Here is a 15,692-nt window from a genome sequence, read left to right on the forward strand (position 1 = left end):
GGACGGATGCCGCACCCCCGCGCCCGCGCCGGTCAGCTGCCGAGCTTGTCGATGTCGAGGACGTTGCCCGTGGGCTTGGCGGCGGGGACCGGCTTGTCGTAGTCACCGAAGGTGATCGTGCCCGGGTCCTTGGCGGAGGTGCTGTCGACCCGCAGCAGGTAGGGCTTGCCCTTCGTGGCGACGTACAGGGTGTACCGGTCCTTGCCGTCCTTCTCGTGCAGGATGATCGCCTCGGTCCCGTCGACGGTGGTCGTCCTGCCGCGCGTGGCATTGGAGTTCACGTCCTCCGCGCCGGCGAGCACCGAGTCGAGGTCGCAGAACCCCGCGATGTCCTTGGCGTCGGAACCGGTCGCGGACATCTTGGTCCACTTGCCGGCCAGCATGTTCACGACCGCGTCCGTGTCGGCCTTGGAGTCGCCCTTGCCCTGGGCGCGCAGGAACGCCTCGTCGTACTTCATGTAGACGGTGTCGCCGGTCTTGATGAGATCGGCCTTGCCCTGGCCTCCCATGCCCAGCGTGCCGGCACAGTCGCCCTTCTTGCTGAGGGCCATGTCGATACGGATGGTGCCGCCGTCCTCGTCGTCGGGCACGTCGCCCTTCATCCGGAGCGAGTCGGCTCCGTTGGTGGCCTTCACGGCCCGGTCGGCGATCTCGCCCCCGGACAGACCGGCGAACGGACCCTTCGGCTTGCTGTCCGCCTTGGTCTCGCCCGGCAGGCAACCGGTGAGACCGGCGGTGGCCGCGGCGACGAGGCAGAGAGCGGCAAGTGCGGTGCGACGCATGAGAGTTCCTTGGCGTGGTGTGGGTGGCGGTGTCGGCAGAGTCAGGGGCGACCGGATCGCTCCGGCGGCCTGCCCGTTCGATGGGTCAATAACAGCAGAGCCTGTGAACCGAGTCAACACGATTCACGGAGAAGGTTGTGTACACGCCTGTGAAGGGGTAGATCTTGCATGCGCCGGTATGCTCGGCGTCACACACCGGAACACCGGAACACCGGAACAACAGGGCTGCGGTGCGGGGGCGACGACGGGCCGCCAGGGTCACGGGGGTCGCCGACCAGGACGAGGGGAGCCGGGCGGGTGCAGCACAACGCGACAGAGGTGACGGCCGCCGGAATCGCACGGCTCGCCGGCGTCGGCCGCGCGGCCGTCAGCAACTGGCGCCGCCGTCACGCCGACTTCCCCAAACCGGTCGGCGGCACCGAGACCAGCCCCTCCTTCGCCCTCACCGAGGTCGAGGCCTGGCTGCGCGATCAGGGAAAACTCGCCGAGGTCCCGCTCCGTGAACGCGTCTGGCAGCAGCTCGCCGGTCACCCCGAAGGCCCCGTCACCGCCCTCGTCCACGCGGGCTGCGTGCTCCTGCTCATCCACGACCGGCCCACCGACTGGCTGGAGCTGAGCGCCGGTTCCGACGAACGGCTGGCCGCGCTGCTGCCCGCCGCCCTCGACCAGGTGATCACCCCGAGGTTCGGCCCCCCGCGCGAACGCGCTGTGAACACCCCGGCCGGCCCGGAGCTGCTCACCTCCGCCCCCCTGCTGCGCGGCGCCGCCGAACTGGCCGCCGAGCTGGGCGCACGCCAGACGTACGAGTTCCTGCTGGGACGCCACCTCGACGCCAACCCCCGTCAGTACACGCTCACCCCCGCCGGCCTCGCCACGCTGATGGCGGAGCTCGCGGGACCGGCGCACACCGCACTCGACCCGGCGTGCGGCACCGGCGCCCTGCTGCGTGCCGTGGCCGCCCGCCCCGGGCAGGAGCTGTTCGGACAGGACAGCGCGCCCGACCTCGCGGCGCTCTCCGCGCTGCGGCTGGCGCTCCAGGGCAAGGCCGCCGTGCGGACCGCCGCCGGGGACAGCCTCCGCGCGGACGCCCGGCCCGCGCTCCGCGCCGACGTCGTGCTGTGCCACCCGCCGTTCAACGAGCGCAACTGGGGACACGACGAACTCGCCTACGACGCCCGCTGGGAGTACGGCTTCCCGGCCCGCACCGAGTCCGAACTGGCCTGGGTGCAGCACGCGTTGGCGCACCTCAAGGACGGCGGCACCGCCGTCGTCCTCATGCCGCCCGCCGCCGCCTCGCGTCGCTCCGGCCGCCGTATCCGCGCCGACCTGCTGCGCCGGGGCGCGCTGCGGGCCGTGATCGCGCTGCCGATCGGTGCGGCACCGCCGTACAACATCCCGCTGCACGTCTGGGTGCTGCGCCGTCCCGAGAAGGCGCCCGCGCAGCCCGAGCTGCTGCTCGTGGACACCGGGGCGTCGGCCGGCGAGGGCCGTGCCTTCGACTGGGCCGCCGTGCGCGGCGCGGTGCTCGACGCGTGGCGGCCCTTCGAACGCGCGGGCAGCGCGCGGGAGGAGCCGGGGTTCAGCCGTTCGGTGCCGGTCATCGAACTCCTCGACGACGACGTGGATCTGGCGCCCGCCCGCCATCTGCCGCCGGCCGCCGCGGGAGGCGGCTCCGAGCGGCTCGCGAGCGTACGCGAGGACCTCGGTGAGACCCTGCGGCTCGCCGAAGGTCTCACGCCCCCCGAGGCGCTGCACACCCCCGCCGTGCGCTGGCCGCTCATCACCGTCGGCGAACTCGCGCGCGGGGGAGCCCTCCTGCTGCGCACGGGCGGAAACAGTGCCCCCGCGCGCGCGAGGGTGCTCACCGACCACGACGTGCTCGCCGGGACCGCCCCCTCCGGGAGTCTCCCCGAGGGCGACGAGGAGACCGTGCCGGTCGAGGCGGGCGACGTCGTGGTCCCCGTGCTCGGGGGCGGCTCCGTCGCGCGCGTGGTCGACGCGGACACGGCGGGCGCGGTGCTCGGGCGCAACCTCACACTCCTGCGTCCCGACCGGGCCGCCCTGGACCCGTGGTTCCTCGCGGGCTTCCTGCGCGGCACCGCCAACAACCGGCAGGCCAGCAGCTACGCGTCCACCGCCACCCGGCTCGACGTACGGCGACTGCACCTGCCGCGGCTGCCGCTCGAGGAGCAGCGCCGCTACGGCGAACGCTTCCGCGCCCTCGCCGAGTTCGAGGACGCGCTGCGGCGCGCGGGCCGCCTCGGGGAGCAGCTCGTACGCGGCATGTACGACGGGCTGACGGACGGGACGGTCGCCCCCGACTGACCCGGGCCGGCGACGGCGCGGCCGCACCGGAGGGGCGGAACGGCGGCTTCCCCCACGGGCTTCCCGAGGACGCCGCGACACGTGAAGTGATCAGCGCGACAACGGTTCGGTACAACCCGGGACCGGTTGTCCTCGTCGGCCTATACGCTCGGACTTCCAACTCGTACGTCCGTCCCCATCAGGCCTCCAGGAGCAGCCATGCACGGCCACGGCTACGCGCCGCCTCCGCCGAAGCGCCCCCCGACCGGGCTGCTGGTCGTGCTGCGCGTGATCTTCGGAGCACTGCCGCTCCTGAGCATCGGCTTCCTGGCGTGGGGGTCCACGCTGCGCGTCGCGCTGGTGACCCGCCGGGCCGTGGACTGGTGGATCTTCCTCGGTTCGCTCCTCGCGATGGGGATCAGCTTCGCCTACCTCAGCACCGACCACACCGACGACTTCAGCAGCCCGAACGGCAACGTCGGCATGATCATCCTGCTGCTCAACGCGGCGGCCTGCACCGGGTACTTCCTGTTCGCGGACATCCGTCACTACAGCCGGCTCGCCCCGCCCGGCTACCCGGCGCCGCTCCACCAGACCCCGCCACCCGGCCCGCACTACGGCTACCCGCAGACGGCCGGTACGGGATCGCCGTACGGGACGCCGGTCCCGCACCAGCAGGCCCCCGTGCCGCAACCGCCCGTGCCGCAGCCGCCCGTCGTGCCACCACCGCCGCAGCGGCCCGCGCCCGTGCGGATCGACCAGGTGCGCGCCGAACTCGACGAACTCAGTGACTACCTCCGCAAGCGCGACGGCCGGACCGACAGCGGGGACGGCAGGTGAGCGTGGCGACGGGCCGGGTGATCGCCGACCGCTACGAACTGTCCACGCTCATCGGTCAGGGCGGCATGGGCCAGGTCTGGACGGCCTACGACCAGCGCCTGGACCGGCGGGTCGCGGTCAAGCTGCTGCGCCCGGACAAGGTGGCGGGCCAGGAGGCCGACGAGCTGCGGCGCCGCTTCGTGCGCGAGTGCCGGGTGACCGCACAGGTCGACCACCCGGGGCTGGTCACGGTCCACGACGCGGGCAACGCGGGCGAGGAGCTGTTCCTCGTCATGCAGTACGTCGACGGGGCGGACCTCTCCGACCACCTCGCCGAGCACGACCCCTACCCGTGGCAGTGGGCCGTCGCGGTCGCCGCCCAGCTGTGCGCGGTGCTGAGCGCGGTGCACGCCGTCCCGATCGTGCACCGCGACCTCAAGCCGCGGAACGTGATGGTCAAGCAGGACGGCACGGTCACCGTCCTCGACCTGGGCGTCGCCTCCGTCATGGACACCGACACCACGCGTCTGACGCACACCGGCTCGCCCATCGGCAGCCCCGCCTACATGGCTCCCGAGCAGGCGATGGGCGGCGCGGTCGGCCCGTACACCGATCTGTACGCGCTCGGTGTGCTGCTGCACGAACTGCTCAGCGGGGACGTGCCGTTCTCCGGCTCGACCGCGCTCGGCGTGCTGCACCGGCACCTGTACGAGCCGCCGCTGCCGGTGCGCCGGCTGCGCCCGGAGGTGCCGCCCGCGCTGGAGGACCTGGTGCTGCGCCTGCTGTCCAAGGATCCCCAGCACCGCCCGGGTTCCGCGCAGGAGACGTACGAGCAGCTCCTCCCGCTGCTGCCGGCGCGCGGCATGCCCACCGGCGCCCCGCTGGACCCCACGCGGCCGTTCCTGCGCCCGCACGCCCCGTGGCCGGACCGGGCACGGACGCCCGCGACCCAGCCGCAGGCCGCGCCCGCGGTGGAGAAGCCCGACGTGGCGGGTGCCGTGGACGAGGTGAAGCGGCTGCTCGGCGAGGGCCGCATCACGCAGGCCGTGGACATCCTCGGCTCGATCCTCCCGGCGGCCGCCGCCGAGCACGGGGAGCACTCTCCGGTCGTGCGTACCCTGCGCAAGCAGTACGCGGCCACGCTCATGGACGACGGCCAGTACCGCCGCGCGCTGCCCGAACTGCGCCGGCTCGCCGACGAGCGCGCCTCCGAGGCGGGTCACGCCGACCCCCAGTCGCTGCGCTTCCGCTACGACGCCGCCCAGTGCCTGGAACAGCTCGGCGAACCCGCCGCGGCCCTGGCGGAGTACCGCGCGCTGCTGCCGTACTACGAGAACCAGTACGTCGCCGGGGACCCGGAGATCTCCCTCGAAGTGCGCCGCAGGATGGGCCACTTGCTGCTCGCCCTCGGGGACCGGGCCGCCGCCCACGACACGCTGGCCCGGCTCCTGCACGACGTGGACCGGCTGCGGGGGCCCGGGCACCCCATGGCGGGGGAGATCCGCCGCACGCTCCAGTGGCTCGGGCAGGTGCGGGGCTGAGTCCGCCCGGACACCGAAGGCTTTGCGCCACCTTGGCCGAAGCTTGTGAGGATCCGGATACGGGGTTTCCCGGACGGAGGGGGCGCGCCGGGTAGGTTGCGATCTCCCGTGCGCCACGCGCGCGTGCGCGACCGCCGTCCGGACGCGCCGCGCGGCCGTGCGACCCACGTACCAGGAGCACCGCACCGGCCCCACGGCCGTACCCGTCGTGCCGCTCGAACCGTCATGCCCGTCGAACCAGTTGAACCATGGGGTGGGAGTTTCATGTCCAGCCATCGGCATTCCAAGAAGCGCAGATACGTGGCCTGGGCCGCGGCCGGTGCCGCGGTCGTGGCCGGAGCGGGCATCGCCGCGCAGACCTCGATGGCCGCGACCACCTGGCCCGCGCAGCGCACCTTCACCGGCCGCGCCTTCGACGCCTGTGCCGCGCCCTCGCTGTCCGCGATGAAGGCATGGCACACCGGCTTCTACGGGGCCGCCGCCGTCTACGTGGGCGGCAGGAACCGCGGCTGCGCACAGCCGAACCTGACCGCCTCCTGGGTGAAGTCGGTCAGCGCGCTCGGCTGGAAGCTGATCCCCCTGTACGTCGGCGCGCAGCCGTCCTGCCAGACCGGGAGCAGCCCCGAGAGGATGACCGCCTCGACGGCCGCCTCCCTCGGCGCGAGCGACGGCGCGGACGCGGTCGCCAAGGCCTCGGCCCTCGGCATGAAGACCGGCAGCCCGATCTACCTCGACATGGAGTCGTACGACGTCACGAACAAGGCGTGCAACGACGCCGTGCTGACGTATGTCCGGGCCTTCGACAAGACCCTGCACGCCAAGACGTACCGCACCGGCTACTACGGCTTCACCAGCTCCAGCGCCAAGGCGATCGCGACCGCGAGCGACACGACGGACCTGCCGGGCAACCTCTGGTACGCGCTGTGGGACAAGAAGAACACCACGACGACCGACTGGCCGTGGAGTTCGACCCGGTTCACCAACCACAGCCGCGCGCACCAGTACATGGTCAACAGCAAGGAGAAGCGCGGCGCCTACACGATCACCGTGGACCGGGACGCGTGGGACGCACCCGTCGCGATCACGGGCTGATCGCGATGTGACGTGCGGCGGTGCCCGAAGTCGTCGTGAATCGTTGGTCGAATGGCTGGCCGGGAGGCGAGCCACTGCCTACCATCGATCACCGCAAGACTTTGTGCACCGCCGCACAATCTCCTCGGGAGGCTTCCTTGCACCGCCGCCGTCGCACCGCGCTCGTCCTCTCCGCCGCGATCGTCGCCGCGGCCCCCCTGCTCACCGGTTGCGGCAGTGACGCCCATCCGGGCGCGGCCGCGGTCGTCGGAGGCCAGCGGATCACCGTCGCGCAGTTGGAGAGCCGGGTGAACGAGGTGCGCTCGGCGCAGCGCGCCGCCACCAAGGACGAGGCGCAGTACGAGCAGGCCATCGCCAAGACCGGCACGCTCACCCGCGACACCCTGCACGGCATGGTCCTGGACCAGGTCCTCGACCGGGCGGCGAAGAACGAGGGGGTGACGGTGACCCGCAAGGACTCCCAGCAGATGCGGTCGGCCCTCGAACAGCAGGCGGGCGGCTCGAAGGCCCTGGAGACGGCCTGGCTGCAGAACTACGGGGTCGCGCCCAGGCGTCTCGACGACAGCCTGCGCACCGAGATCGAGGCGCAGAAGCTCGCCGCCGCGCTCGGCGCCGACATGAACACCACCGACGGCAAGGCCGTCTTCTGGAAGGCGATGTCCACCGCCTCGAAGCAGCTCCATGTCGACCTGAACCCGCGCTACGGCGCCTGGGACGTCCAGAAGAGCAGCCGGGTCGACGCGAAGACGCCGTGGCTGCGCGAGGTCACGTCGGCCGGGACCCAGCAGCCGACGTGATCCGCGCGGGGGCCGTCACCGGCCCCCGGTGGGCCTGTGGACAACCTCCGGGGCCGTCGGCGGCGTGGGTTACGTTCGAGGGGTGAACGCAACCAGCAGCTCCGAGGGCGGCCCCACCGCCACCGACCCCGGCCGTATCGTCCTGCTCACCACCAGCCACCGGGTCGCTCCCGGACTGCTGTCCTGGCCCGCCTGGCAGGTGCTGCACGCCGCGGACCGGGTGCTGTGCGCCGACGGCGCGCATCCCCAGGTTCCGTATCTGCGCGAGGCGGGCATCGGCGTGGACGAGGTGTCCCCGACCGCCGAGGACCTGGTCGACGCCTGCGCGGGCGGCCGGTCCCTGGTCGTCGTCGCCACCGGAGAGGGCGAGCCCCGGCTGACCGACGGCCTGGCCCGGCTGGCCGGCTCGGGCCGGGTGCGGATGCCGGACCTGGAGCTGCTCCCCGCCTCGTACGACCTGCCGGGCGCCCGGCTCCTCGACCTGGTCCAGGTGATGGACCGCATCCGCGTCGAGTGCCCCTGGTCGTCCCGCCAGACCCACAAGGGCCTGGCGAAGTACGGCATCGAGGAGGCGTACGAACTCGTCGAGGCCATCGAGGACGGCGACCGGGACGAGCTGCGCGAGGAGCTGGGCGACGTGCTGCTCCAGGTCGTCTTCCACGCCCGCATCGCCGAGGAGGACGAGGACGCGCCCTTCTCGATCGACGACGTCGCGGGCGGCATCGTCGCCAAGCTGATCCACCGCCACCCCCACGTCTTCGGCGACGCGACGGCGACGACCCCCGAGGAGGTCAAGGAGCACTGGCTGCGCACCAAGGCCGAGGAGAAGCGGCGCACCTCCGTCACCGAGGGCGTCCCGCTCGGCCAGCCGGGCCTGGCCCTGGCCGCGAAGCTGTCGTCCCGGGTGCGCACGGCGGGCCTCGGCGTGCCGCTCCCCGTGGGCGAGGGCGTGGGGTACGAGCTGCTGGCCCTGGCGGCGCGCGCCGAGGCCGGGGGCGTGGACCCGGAGGCGGCGCTGCGGGCGGCCGCCCGTGCGTACCGGGACGCGATCCTCGCGGAGGAGCGGGCAGGGACTCCGGCGGCGGAGGAGCAGGAGCAGGAGGAGCAGGAAGACGCCTGACGGGGGCGGGGGTTCAGGCTCCAGGGGTGCGGCCGGCCGGGTTGTGCCAGCTCGGCCGCGGGCGGTCGAGGAGCCACTCCGCCGCGCCCAGCGGCCGGCTTCCGCCGGCAGGCGGCAGCAGGTCGTGGAAGAGCCGGCCGTCCGGTGTGCCGAGGGAGGGCAGCGTGTCGGCGACCTCCTCGACGAGGTCGGGCGGCCCCGCGAGGTAGACGTCGTGCCGGGTCCAGCCCGCCCGGTTGCCCAGCGCGGTCAGCAGCCGTTCGGTCGCCTGGGCCTTGGGGCGGCCGGGCGCGGGGGTGATGTGGGTGACGGAGAGCCGGGGGAGCCGGGCCCGCAGGCGGTCCACGGAGAGCTGGTCGTAGAGGTACGCGATGTCGCGGGCGACGAGGAACAGGCGGGCCTCGTGGGCGGGTTCGAGCTGTTCCAGCAGGGCCTTCACCGGTGCCCAGCCGGTGCCGGCCGCGATGAGGGTCAACGGCCGGTCCGCCGGGGTCCGCAGGGTGAGGCCGCCGCCGGGTGCGCCGAGCCGCAGGACGTCGCCCACGCGGGTCTGGCGCACGAGAGCGGTGGAGAGCAACCCGCCCTCGACCCGGCTGACGTGCAGGTCGACGGTGCGGTCGGGCCGGGGCGCGTTGGCGAGGGAGTACGGGCGCCAGATGCCCGGCAGATGCGGCATGTTGACGCTGACGTACTGGCCGGCGACGTAGGTCAGGCGCTGCCGAGGCCGCAGGGTGAGGACCACGAGGTCGTCCCCGTGCCGGGTGCGGGCGACGACCTCCGCGTCCCACCAGCCGGGTTCGCCCTGGTGCTGGGCCTCCCAGGCGCCCTGGAGCATGATGTTCGCGATCGCCCCGTACGCCTCCGACCAGGCCTTCTCGGCCTCGCCGCTCCAGGCCGATCCGGCGACGGCCGCGAACGCCGCGATCAGGCTCGCCCCCACCGCCGCGTAGTGGTCCGGCTGGGCCAGGTACTTGCGGTGGTCCCGCCCGAGATCCCGTAAGTAGGTGGGGAGTTCGGGGTCTTCGAGCCGGTCCATGACGAAGGTGAGCGCCGCGAACAGTCGGTCCCGCTGCCGCTCCATGTCCTCCGGGAAGTCCGTCGGAAACAGCTCGCGGAGTTCCGGGTGGTGCCGGAACAGGTGCGCGTAGAAGTACTTGACGGCGAACTCGGCCCGCCGCTCCACGACCGCGAAGCTGGACTTGAGTATTTCGGGGTCCACTGCGTGAATGTGGGAGCTGTCGAGCGGCCGAGTCAAACAGCCTCCGATGTACGGACAGCCCCGGGCGAACCGGACGAGTGTCTCCCCGCCCCCCGCACGCGGCCCCCACGCACGGGCCCGCCCCCGCGTTCCGGCCCCCGGCGGATACCGTCGGGGAGTGACCGAGCACGAGACCCCCGCGAGCCCCGCCCCCGAACTCTTCACCTGGGAGTTCGCCACCGATCCCTACCCGGCGTACGCCTGGCTCAGGGAGCACGCGCCCGTGCACCGGACGCGGCTGCCCAGCGGGGTGGAGGCCTGGCTCGTCACACGGTACGCGGACGCCCGGCAGACCCTCGCCGACCAGCGGCTCTCCAAGAACCCCGCGCACCACGACGAGCCCGCGCACGCGAAGGGCAGGACGGGGATCCCGGGGGAGCGCAAGGCGGAGCTGATGACGCATCTGCTGAACATCGACCCGCCGGACCACACCCGGCTGCGCCGGCTCGTCAGCAAGGCGTTCACCCCGCGGCGCGTCGCCGAGTTCTCCTCGCGGGTGCAGGAGTTGACGGACGACCTCATCGACGGGTTCGCGGAGAAGGGGTCGGCGGACCTCATCCACGAGTTCGCGTTCCCGCTCCCCATCTACGCCATCTGCGACATGCTCGGTGTCCCCCGCGAGGACCAGGACGACTTCCGGGACTGGGCGGGAATGATGATCCGGCACGGCGGCGGGCCGCGGGGCGGGGTCGCACGGTCCGTCAAGAAGATGCGCGGGTATCTCGCCGAGCTGATCCACCGCAAGCGCGAGGCGATGCCCGCCGAGGCCGCGCCCGGCGAGGACCTCATCTCCGGCCTCATCCGCGCCTCCGACCACGGCGAGCACCTCACGGAGAACGAGGCCGCCGCCATGGCCTTCATCCTGCTGTTCGCGGGGTTCGAGACCACGGTCAACCTGATCGGGAACGGGCTGTACGCCCTGCTGACCCACCCCGAGCAGCGGGCCCGCCTCCAGGCCTCCCTCGCGGCCGGGGAGAGCGACCTGCTGGAGACGGGAGTGGAGGAACTCCTGCGCTACGACGGGCCCGTGGAGCTGGCCACCTGGCGGTTCGCCACCGAGGACGTGCGGATCGGCGGCCAGGACATCGCCGCCGGCGACCCCGTGCTCGTCGTCCTCGCCGCCGCTGACCGCGACCCCGAACGTTTCGGGCAGCCGGACACCCTCGATCTCGCCCGGCGTGACAATCAGCACCTCGGCTACGGCCACGGCATCCACTACTGCCTGGGTGCGCCGCTCGCCCGCCTGGAGGGGCAGACCGCGCTCGCCACCCTCCTCACCCGGCTGCCCGACCTCCAACTCGCCGGAGATTCAGCCGATTTGCGGTGGCGTGGCGGGCTCATTATGCGCGGATTGCGCACGCTTCCTGTGGAGTTCACCCCGGTCGGATAGTCCGGAACCGGTTCATCCGGTACCCGTGCCCACCAGGTCGACGGGGCGCCCGCGGGTGCCGGGAGGGCGTCCGGCAGACCGCCTCGAAGGCAGCCGTCAACTGACGCGCCGTCATAACTGTGATCTTCACGTGATCTGCGCTGCATCGACTTGTGACAAGCGTTCGAGTCCATATACGTTCACCCATCAATGCGGCCCCGGCGATCGTCACTTCGCCGTAGGTGCCGTAGTCACCCCGTTGTCACGCGAAAGGCTTCCGCATGCTCTCCGGGAACGGCCGTCACCGGCGCCCCCGTCAGGCTCCGGCCCTCATCGTCGCCGCAGGGGTGACCGGGTCCGCCATCGCGATCCCGCTCCTCGGCGCATCGAGCGCGAGCGCGGCCGACGGGACCACCTGGGACCGGGTGGCCGAGTGCGAGAGCGGCGGCGCGTGGAGCGCCGACAACGGCAACGGGTACTACGGCGGGCTCCAGCTGACCCAGGACAACTGGGAGAGGTACGGCGGTCTCGAGTACGCGCAGAGCCCCGACCAGGCCAGCCGCTCGCAGCAGATAGCCGTCGCCGAGAAGGTGCTCGACGGCCAGGGTCTCGCCGCCTGGCCCACTTGCGGACCGCTCTCCGGGCTCAGCAAGAGCTCGGCCGAGGTCGACGTCGACACGGGCATGGGTGACGACGCGAGCGACTCCGGTTCGAGCGGCCTGTCCACGTCGCCCAGTTCCTCCCCTTCCGTCAAATCGTCCAGATCGTCGGATTCGTCCGCTTCGAGTGACACCGCCTCGCCGAAGGCGAGCGGGAGCACCGCGAAGTCCGGTGACTCACGGGGCGCGGACAGCTCGGACAAGGCGACGGCCGACGCGTCCGAGTCGGGCACATCGGACAAGTCCGGCCGGAGCGGCACCTCTTCGGAGCCCTCCGACGACGCGTCCACCACGCCCGGACGGCACCGCGGCGGCAACGCCGACGAGGACTCGACGGACGCCGCCACGGGCAGCCGCACCGACAGCGCGTCCGGACGGCACGCCTCGCGCGGCTCCGACGACGCGCGTGACGCCGGCGACGGCACCTACGTCGTGCGCGCCGGCGACAGTCTCTGGACGATCGCCGACGACCTCGACGTCACCGGCGGATGGGCCGACCTGTACGCCGCGAACGAGAAGACCGTGGGCATCGATCCGGACCTCATCCTCCCCGGTCAGAGCCTCGCTGTTGATAGCGAAACGGTCGAAAAGTAGCGGGAGTTCACGTCATGGTTCGCTGGGGAATGTCCGGTTTGGTGCGAGTGAGACATGAGTCTCAGAAGCCCTGATCGTCTTTGAAAATCAGGCGATCGACTGCTTACGGTCGTGACCGCTCGCCACAGCGGGCCCCGACGATCGCAACGCCGAATCCTGCCAGCGGCCGTACGGGAACAGTCGTCGCGCAAGCGCCGTAGGCAGGAGCGGGGGACCCAAGGTAAGTGCCGCGACCGGGAGTTGAGAGACACCCGGAGACGGCTTGGGGTAAAGCCGCGCGCCGTGGTTCCGAGAGGGACCGGGGACGTGCGGCCGGGCAACTCAACCGGCCCGAACCCGACAGCTCACCTCGCAGGCGTCGGTGAGGGGATCACTCGATGCTGTTTTCCAGCAAGGGCAAGCACCGCCGCCCGAACAAGGCCACCCGTGTCGCCGCGCTCGCCGGTGTCACCGGTGTCGCCATCGCCGCTCCGCTGATGGCCGCGGGCAACGCGTCCGCCGCGACCGGCTCCGAGTGGGACGCCGTCGCCCAGTGCGAGTCCGGCGGCAACTGGTCGATCAACACCGGCAACGGTTACTACGGTGGCCTGCAGTTCTCGTCCTCCACCTGGGCCGCGTACGGCGGCACCGCCTACGCCTCCACTGCCGACCAGGCCTCGAAGTCGCAGCAGATCTCCGTCGGCGAGAAGGTCCTCGCCGCGCAGGGCAAGGGTGCCTGGCCGACCTGCGGCACCGGCCTGTCGGGCGCCGCGTACAGCGGTGGCAGCTCCACCCCCGCCGCGCCCTCGACCTCCTCCGGCTCCTCGTCGGCCGGCAGCTCGCAGGACAACCGCACGTCCGAGCAGCCCGCCTCCCGTTCGCAGGAGCGCCCGGCCGCGAAGAAGACCGTCACCACCCCGACCGGCAAGAAGGTCAAGAAGGGTGACGGCGAGTACAAGGTCGTCAAGGGCGACACCCTCAGCTCGATCGCCGAGAAGCACCACGTCAAGGGCGGCTGGCAGAAGCTGTTCAAGCTGAACCACGACATCGTGGACGACGCCGACTTCATCTTCCCGGGCCAGCAGCTGCACCTTCGCTGAGCGAGGCCGCGCACCGGCCGGACGTGGTCGCCCTCGGCGGACGGCGACCACGACCCCGGCCCCGGCGGCTCCGCCCGGCTGAACGACACCCGGGCGAACGGCAGTCCCCTCGCGGGCCCGGCTCCCGGGTCCTGATCCCCACCGAGGGTCCCCGTCCCCACGGGCTCCCCGTTCCGGCGCGTGTTCCCCCGTACGCGCCGGAGCGGGGTTTTTCATTTCATTTTTGTTCCGATCGGGAACAATATGTACCCCGAGTTCTGCCCAAGGCGTGGTCGATCGGCTGGCCGATCCCCTCGGGCCGGTTAGGCTCGTCCCGCAGGACTACCCAAGCCCTGCGTACTCGCGTCACATCCCAGAAGGAGATGCTCGTGCCGTCCATCGACGTCGTCGTAGCCCGGGAAATCCTGGACTCCCGAGGCAACCCCACGGTCGAGGTCGAGGTCGGCCTCGACGACGGCAGCACGGGTCGTGCCGCCGTTCCGTCCGGCGCCTCCACCGGTGCCTTCGAGGCCATCGAGCTCCGCGACGGTGACCCCAACCGCTACCACGGCAAGGGTGTCGAGAAGGCCGTCCTCGCCGTCATCGAGCAGATCGGCCCGGAGCTCGTCGGCTACGACGCCACCGAGCAGCGCCTGATCGACCAGGCCATGTTCGACCTGGACGCCACCGACAACAAGGGCTCGCTCGGCGCCAACGCGATCCTCGGCGTCTCGCTCGCCGTCGCGCACGCCGCCTCCGAGGCGTCCGACCTGCCGCTCTTCCGCTACCTGGGCGGCCCGAACGCGCACCTGCTGCCCGTTCCGATGATGAACATCCTGAACGGCGGGTCGCACGCCGACTCGAACGTGGACATCCAGGAGTTCATGATCGCCCCGATCGGCGCGGAGTCCTTCTCCGAGGCCCTGCGCTGGGGCGCCGAGGTCTACCACACGCTCAAGAAGGTGCTGAAGACCAAGGGCCTGTCGACCGGCCTCGGCGACGAGGGCGGCTTCGCCCCGAACCTGGAGTCCAACCGCGCCGCCCTCGATCTCATCGTCGAGGCCATCAAGCAGGCCGGTTACATCCCCGGTGAGCAGATCGGCCTCGCGCTCGACGTCGCCGCGTCCGAGTTCTACAAGGACGGCAAGTACGAGTTCGAGGGCAAGTCCCGCTCGGCCGCCGAGATGACGGAGTACTACGAGGAGCTCGTCTCCGCGTACCCGCTCGTCTCCATCGAGGACCCGCTGTACGAGGACGACTGGGCCGGCTGGAAGGTCATCACCGACCGGCTGGGCGACAAGGTCCAGATCGTCGGCGACGACCTCTTCGTCACCAACCCGGAGCGTCTGGCCCGCGGCATCGAGGAGGGCTCCGCCAACGCCCTGCTCGTCAAGGTCAACCAGATCGGTTCGCTGACCGAGACGCTGGACGCCGTCGAGCTGGCCCAGCGCAACGGCTTCAAGTGCATGATGTCCCACCGCTCCGGCGAGACCGAGGACGTCACCATCGCCGACCTCGCGGTCGCCGTGAACTGCGGTCAGATCAAGACCGGCGCCCCGGCCCGCTCGGACCGTGTCGCCAAGTACAACCAGCTGCTGCGCATCGAGGAGATCCTCGACGACGCCGCGGTGTACGCCGGCCGCAGCGCGTTCCCCCGCTTCAAGGGCTGAGCACCACCCGCTTGGGAAGCGTCGTACGTACGTCCCCGTACTCGGTCCCGTACCGTGTGCGGGGACGTACGCACGTGACGGGCCCGCACCACGGCGGGCCGGTACTGGGGAGGCGGGACTCATGGCCGTGAAGGACCGGGACCGGTTCTCCACCTCGACCAGGCTCAAGCTGCTCGGCGAGCAGACGGCGGCCCGGGTCTACCGCTCCCAGACCAAACGGCAGGCCCGCCGTTCCCGGCTCACCGGCCGGGCCGCGCTCCTCGCTCTCGTGCTGTGCTCCCTGATCGTCGCGCTCGCCTATCCCATGCGGCAGTACGTCTCCCAGCGTGCCGAGGTCGCCGACCTGGAGCACCGTCAGGAGCAGGCCCGCCGGCGGGTCGAGCAACTGCGCGACCTGAAGGCACGCTGGCAGGACGACGCGTACGCCGAGCAGCAGATCCGGCAGCGGCTGCACTACGTGATGCCCGGCGAGACCGGCTACGTCGTGGTCGACCCGGACGCGGCGAAGCAGGCCCGCGCCGGCCAGGGCGCCGCCGACCGCCCCTGGTACACCAACGTCTGGGACGGCGTGGACAAGTCCGACGCCGCCGACCAGTGACGAACCCCTGAACTGACCAGAAAGACACGTG

13 protein-coding genes and 1 riboswitch are annotated in these 15,692 nt (G+C 71.8%); of the genes, 11 read left to right on the forward strand and 2 right to left on the reverse strand.

Going from position 1 to position 15,692, the window contains the following annotated elements; genetic code table 11:
- Nucleotides 1-32: 32 nt before the first annotated feature.
- A complete protein-coding gene (locus AB0C62_RS17700; protein ID WP_362974060.1) occupies nucleotides 33-782 on the reverse strand; it encodes a hypothetical protein in 750 nt (249 codons plus the stop codon).
- A gap of 297 nt (nucleotides 783-1,079) precedes the next feature.
- On the opposite strand from AB0C62_RS17700, the gene AB0C62_RS17705 reads away from it, so the two are divergent.
- The 6 genes from AB0C62_RS17705 to AB0C62_RS17730 all read left to right on the forward strand — a co-directional run bounded on the left by AB0C62_RS17705 (nucleotide 1,080) and on the right by AB0C62_RS17730 (nucleotide 8,455).
- The gene (locus AB0C62_RS17705) at nucleotides 1,080-3,107 is read left to right on the forward strand and encodes an N-6 DNA methylase (RefSeq protein WP_362974062.1); all 2,028 of its coding nucleotides are present in this window, start codon (nucleotides 1,080-1,082) and stop codon (nucleotides 3,105-3,107) included.
- A gap of 198 nt (nucleotides 3,108-3,305) precedes the next feature.
- Nucleotides 3,306-3,926: a hypothetical protein gene (locus AB0C62_RS17710; protein ID WP_362974064.1), complete on the forward strand. Its 621-nt coding sequence runs from the start codon at nucleotides 3,306-3,308 to the stop codon at nucleotides 3,924-3,926.
- Between the two features lie 38 nt (nucleotides 3,927-3,964).
- Nucleotides 3,965-5,446 carry a serine/threonine-protein kinase gene (locus AB0C62_RS17715; protein ID WP_362974149.1) on the forward strand — a complete coding sequence of 494 codons (1,482 nt, stop codon included), beginning with the start codon at nucleotides 3,965-3,967 and terminating at the stop codon, nucleotides 5,444-5,446.
- Between the two features lie 264 nt (nucleotides 5,447-5,710).
- A complete protein-coding gene (locus tag AB0C62_RS17720) occupies nucleotides 5,711-6,538 on the forward strand; it encodes a glycoside hydrolase domain-containing protein (protein WP_362974066.1) in 828 nt (275 codons plus the stop codon).
- Nucleotides 6,539-6,675: 137 nt separating this feature from the next.
- Complete coding sequence (locus tag AB0C62_RS17725) at nucleotides 6,676-7,335, forward strand: SurA N-terminal domain-containing protein (RefSeq protein WP_362974068.1); 660 nt, start codon at nucleotides 6,676-6,678, stop codon at nucleotides 7,333-7,335.
- Between the two features lie 82 nt (nucleotides 7,336-7,417).
- On the forward strand, nucleotides 7,418-8,455 hold the full coding sequence (locus AB0C62_RS17730) for a nucleoside triphosphate pyrophosphohydrolase (RefSeq protein ID WP_362974070.1): 1,038 nt from the start codon (nucleotides 7,418-7,420) through the stop codon (nucleotides 8,453-8,455).
- A 13-nt stretch (nucleotides 8,456-8,468) separates the two neighbouring features.
- Here the strand turns inward: AB0C62_RS17730 and AB0C62_RS17735 are convergent, their stop codons facing one another.
- A complete protein-coding gene (locus AB0C62_RS17735; protein WP_362974072.1) occupies nucleotides 8,469-9,674 on the reverse strand; it encodes a globin domain-containing protein in 1,206 nt (401 codons plus the stop codon).
- A gap of 157 nt (nucleotides 9,675-9,831) precedes the next feature.
- Between AB0C62_RS17735 and AB0C62_RS17740 the strand changes: the two genes are divergently transcribed.
- From AB0C62_RS17740 to AB0C62_RS17760, 5 genes are all read left to right on the forward strand, one after another.
- A complete protein-coding gene (locus tag AB0C62_RS17740) occupies nucleotides 9,832-11,103 on the forward strand; it encodes a cytochrome P450 (RefSeq protein ID WP_362974074.1) in 1,272 nt (423 codons plus the stop codon).
- Nucleotides 11,104-11,363: 260 nt separating this feature from the next.
- The gene (locus AB0C62_RS17745; RefSeq protein ID WP_362974076.1) at nucleotides 11,364-12,335 is read left to right on the forward strand and encodes a transglycosylase family protein; all 972 of its coding nucleotides are present in this window, start codon (nucleotides 11,364-11,366) and stop codon (nucleotides 12,333-12,335) included.
- 182 nt (nucleotides 12,336-12,517) lie between these two features.
- Nucleotides 12,518-12,708: riboswitch (cyclic di-AMP (ydaO/yuaA leader) on the forward strand.
- Between the two features lie 4 nt (nucleotides 12,709-12,712).
- Nucleotides 12,713-13,414, forward strand: coding sequence for a transglycosylase family protein (locus tag AB0C62_RS17750; RefSeq protein ID WP_362974078.1), 702 nt, complete (start codon nucleotides 12,713-12,715; stop codon nucleotides 13,412-13,414).
- Between the two features lie 362 nt (nucleotides 13,415-13,776).
- Nucleotides 13,777-15,063: a phosphopyruvate hydratase gene (gene eno / locus AB0C62_RS17755; protein WP_362974080.1), complete on the forward strand. Its 1,287-nt coding sequence runs from the start codon at nucleotides 13,777-13,779 to the stop codon at nucleotides 15,061-15,063.
- Between the two features lie 121 nt (nucleotides 15,064-15,184).
- Nucleotides 15,185-15,661, forward strand: coding sequence for a septum formation initiator family protein (locus AB0C62_RS17760; RefSeq protein WP_362974082.1), 477 nt, complete (start codon nucleotides 15,185-15,187; stop codon nucleotides 15,659-15,661).
- The last annotated feature ends 31 nt before the right edge of the window (nucleotides 15,662-15,692 follow it).

This window comes from Streptomyces sp. NPDC048643, assembly GCF_040650615.1.
Taxonomy (GTDB): domain Bacteria; phylum Actinomycetota; class Actinomycetes; order Streptomycetales; family Streptomycetaceae; genus Streptomyces.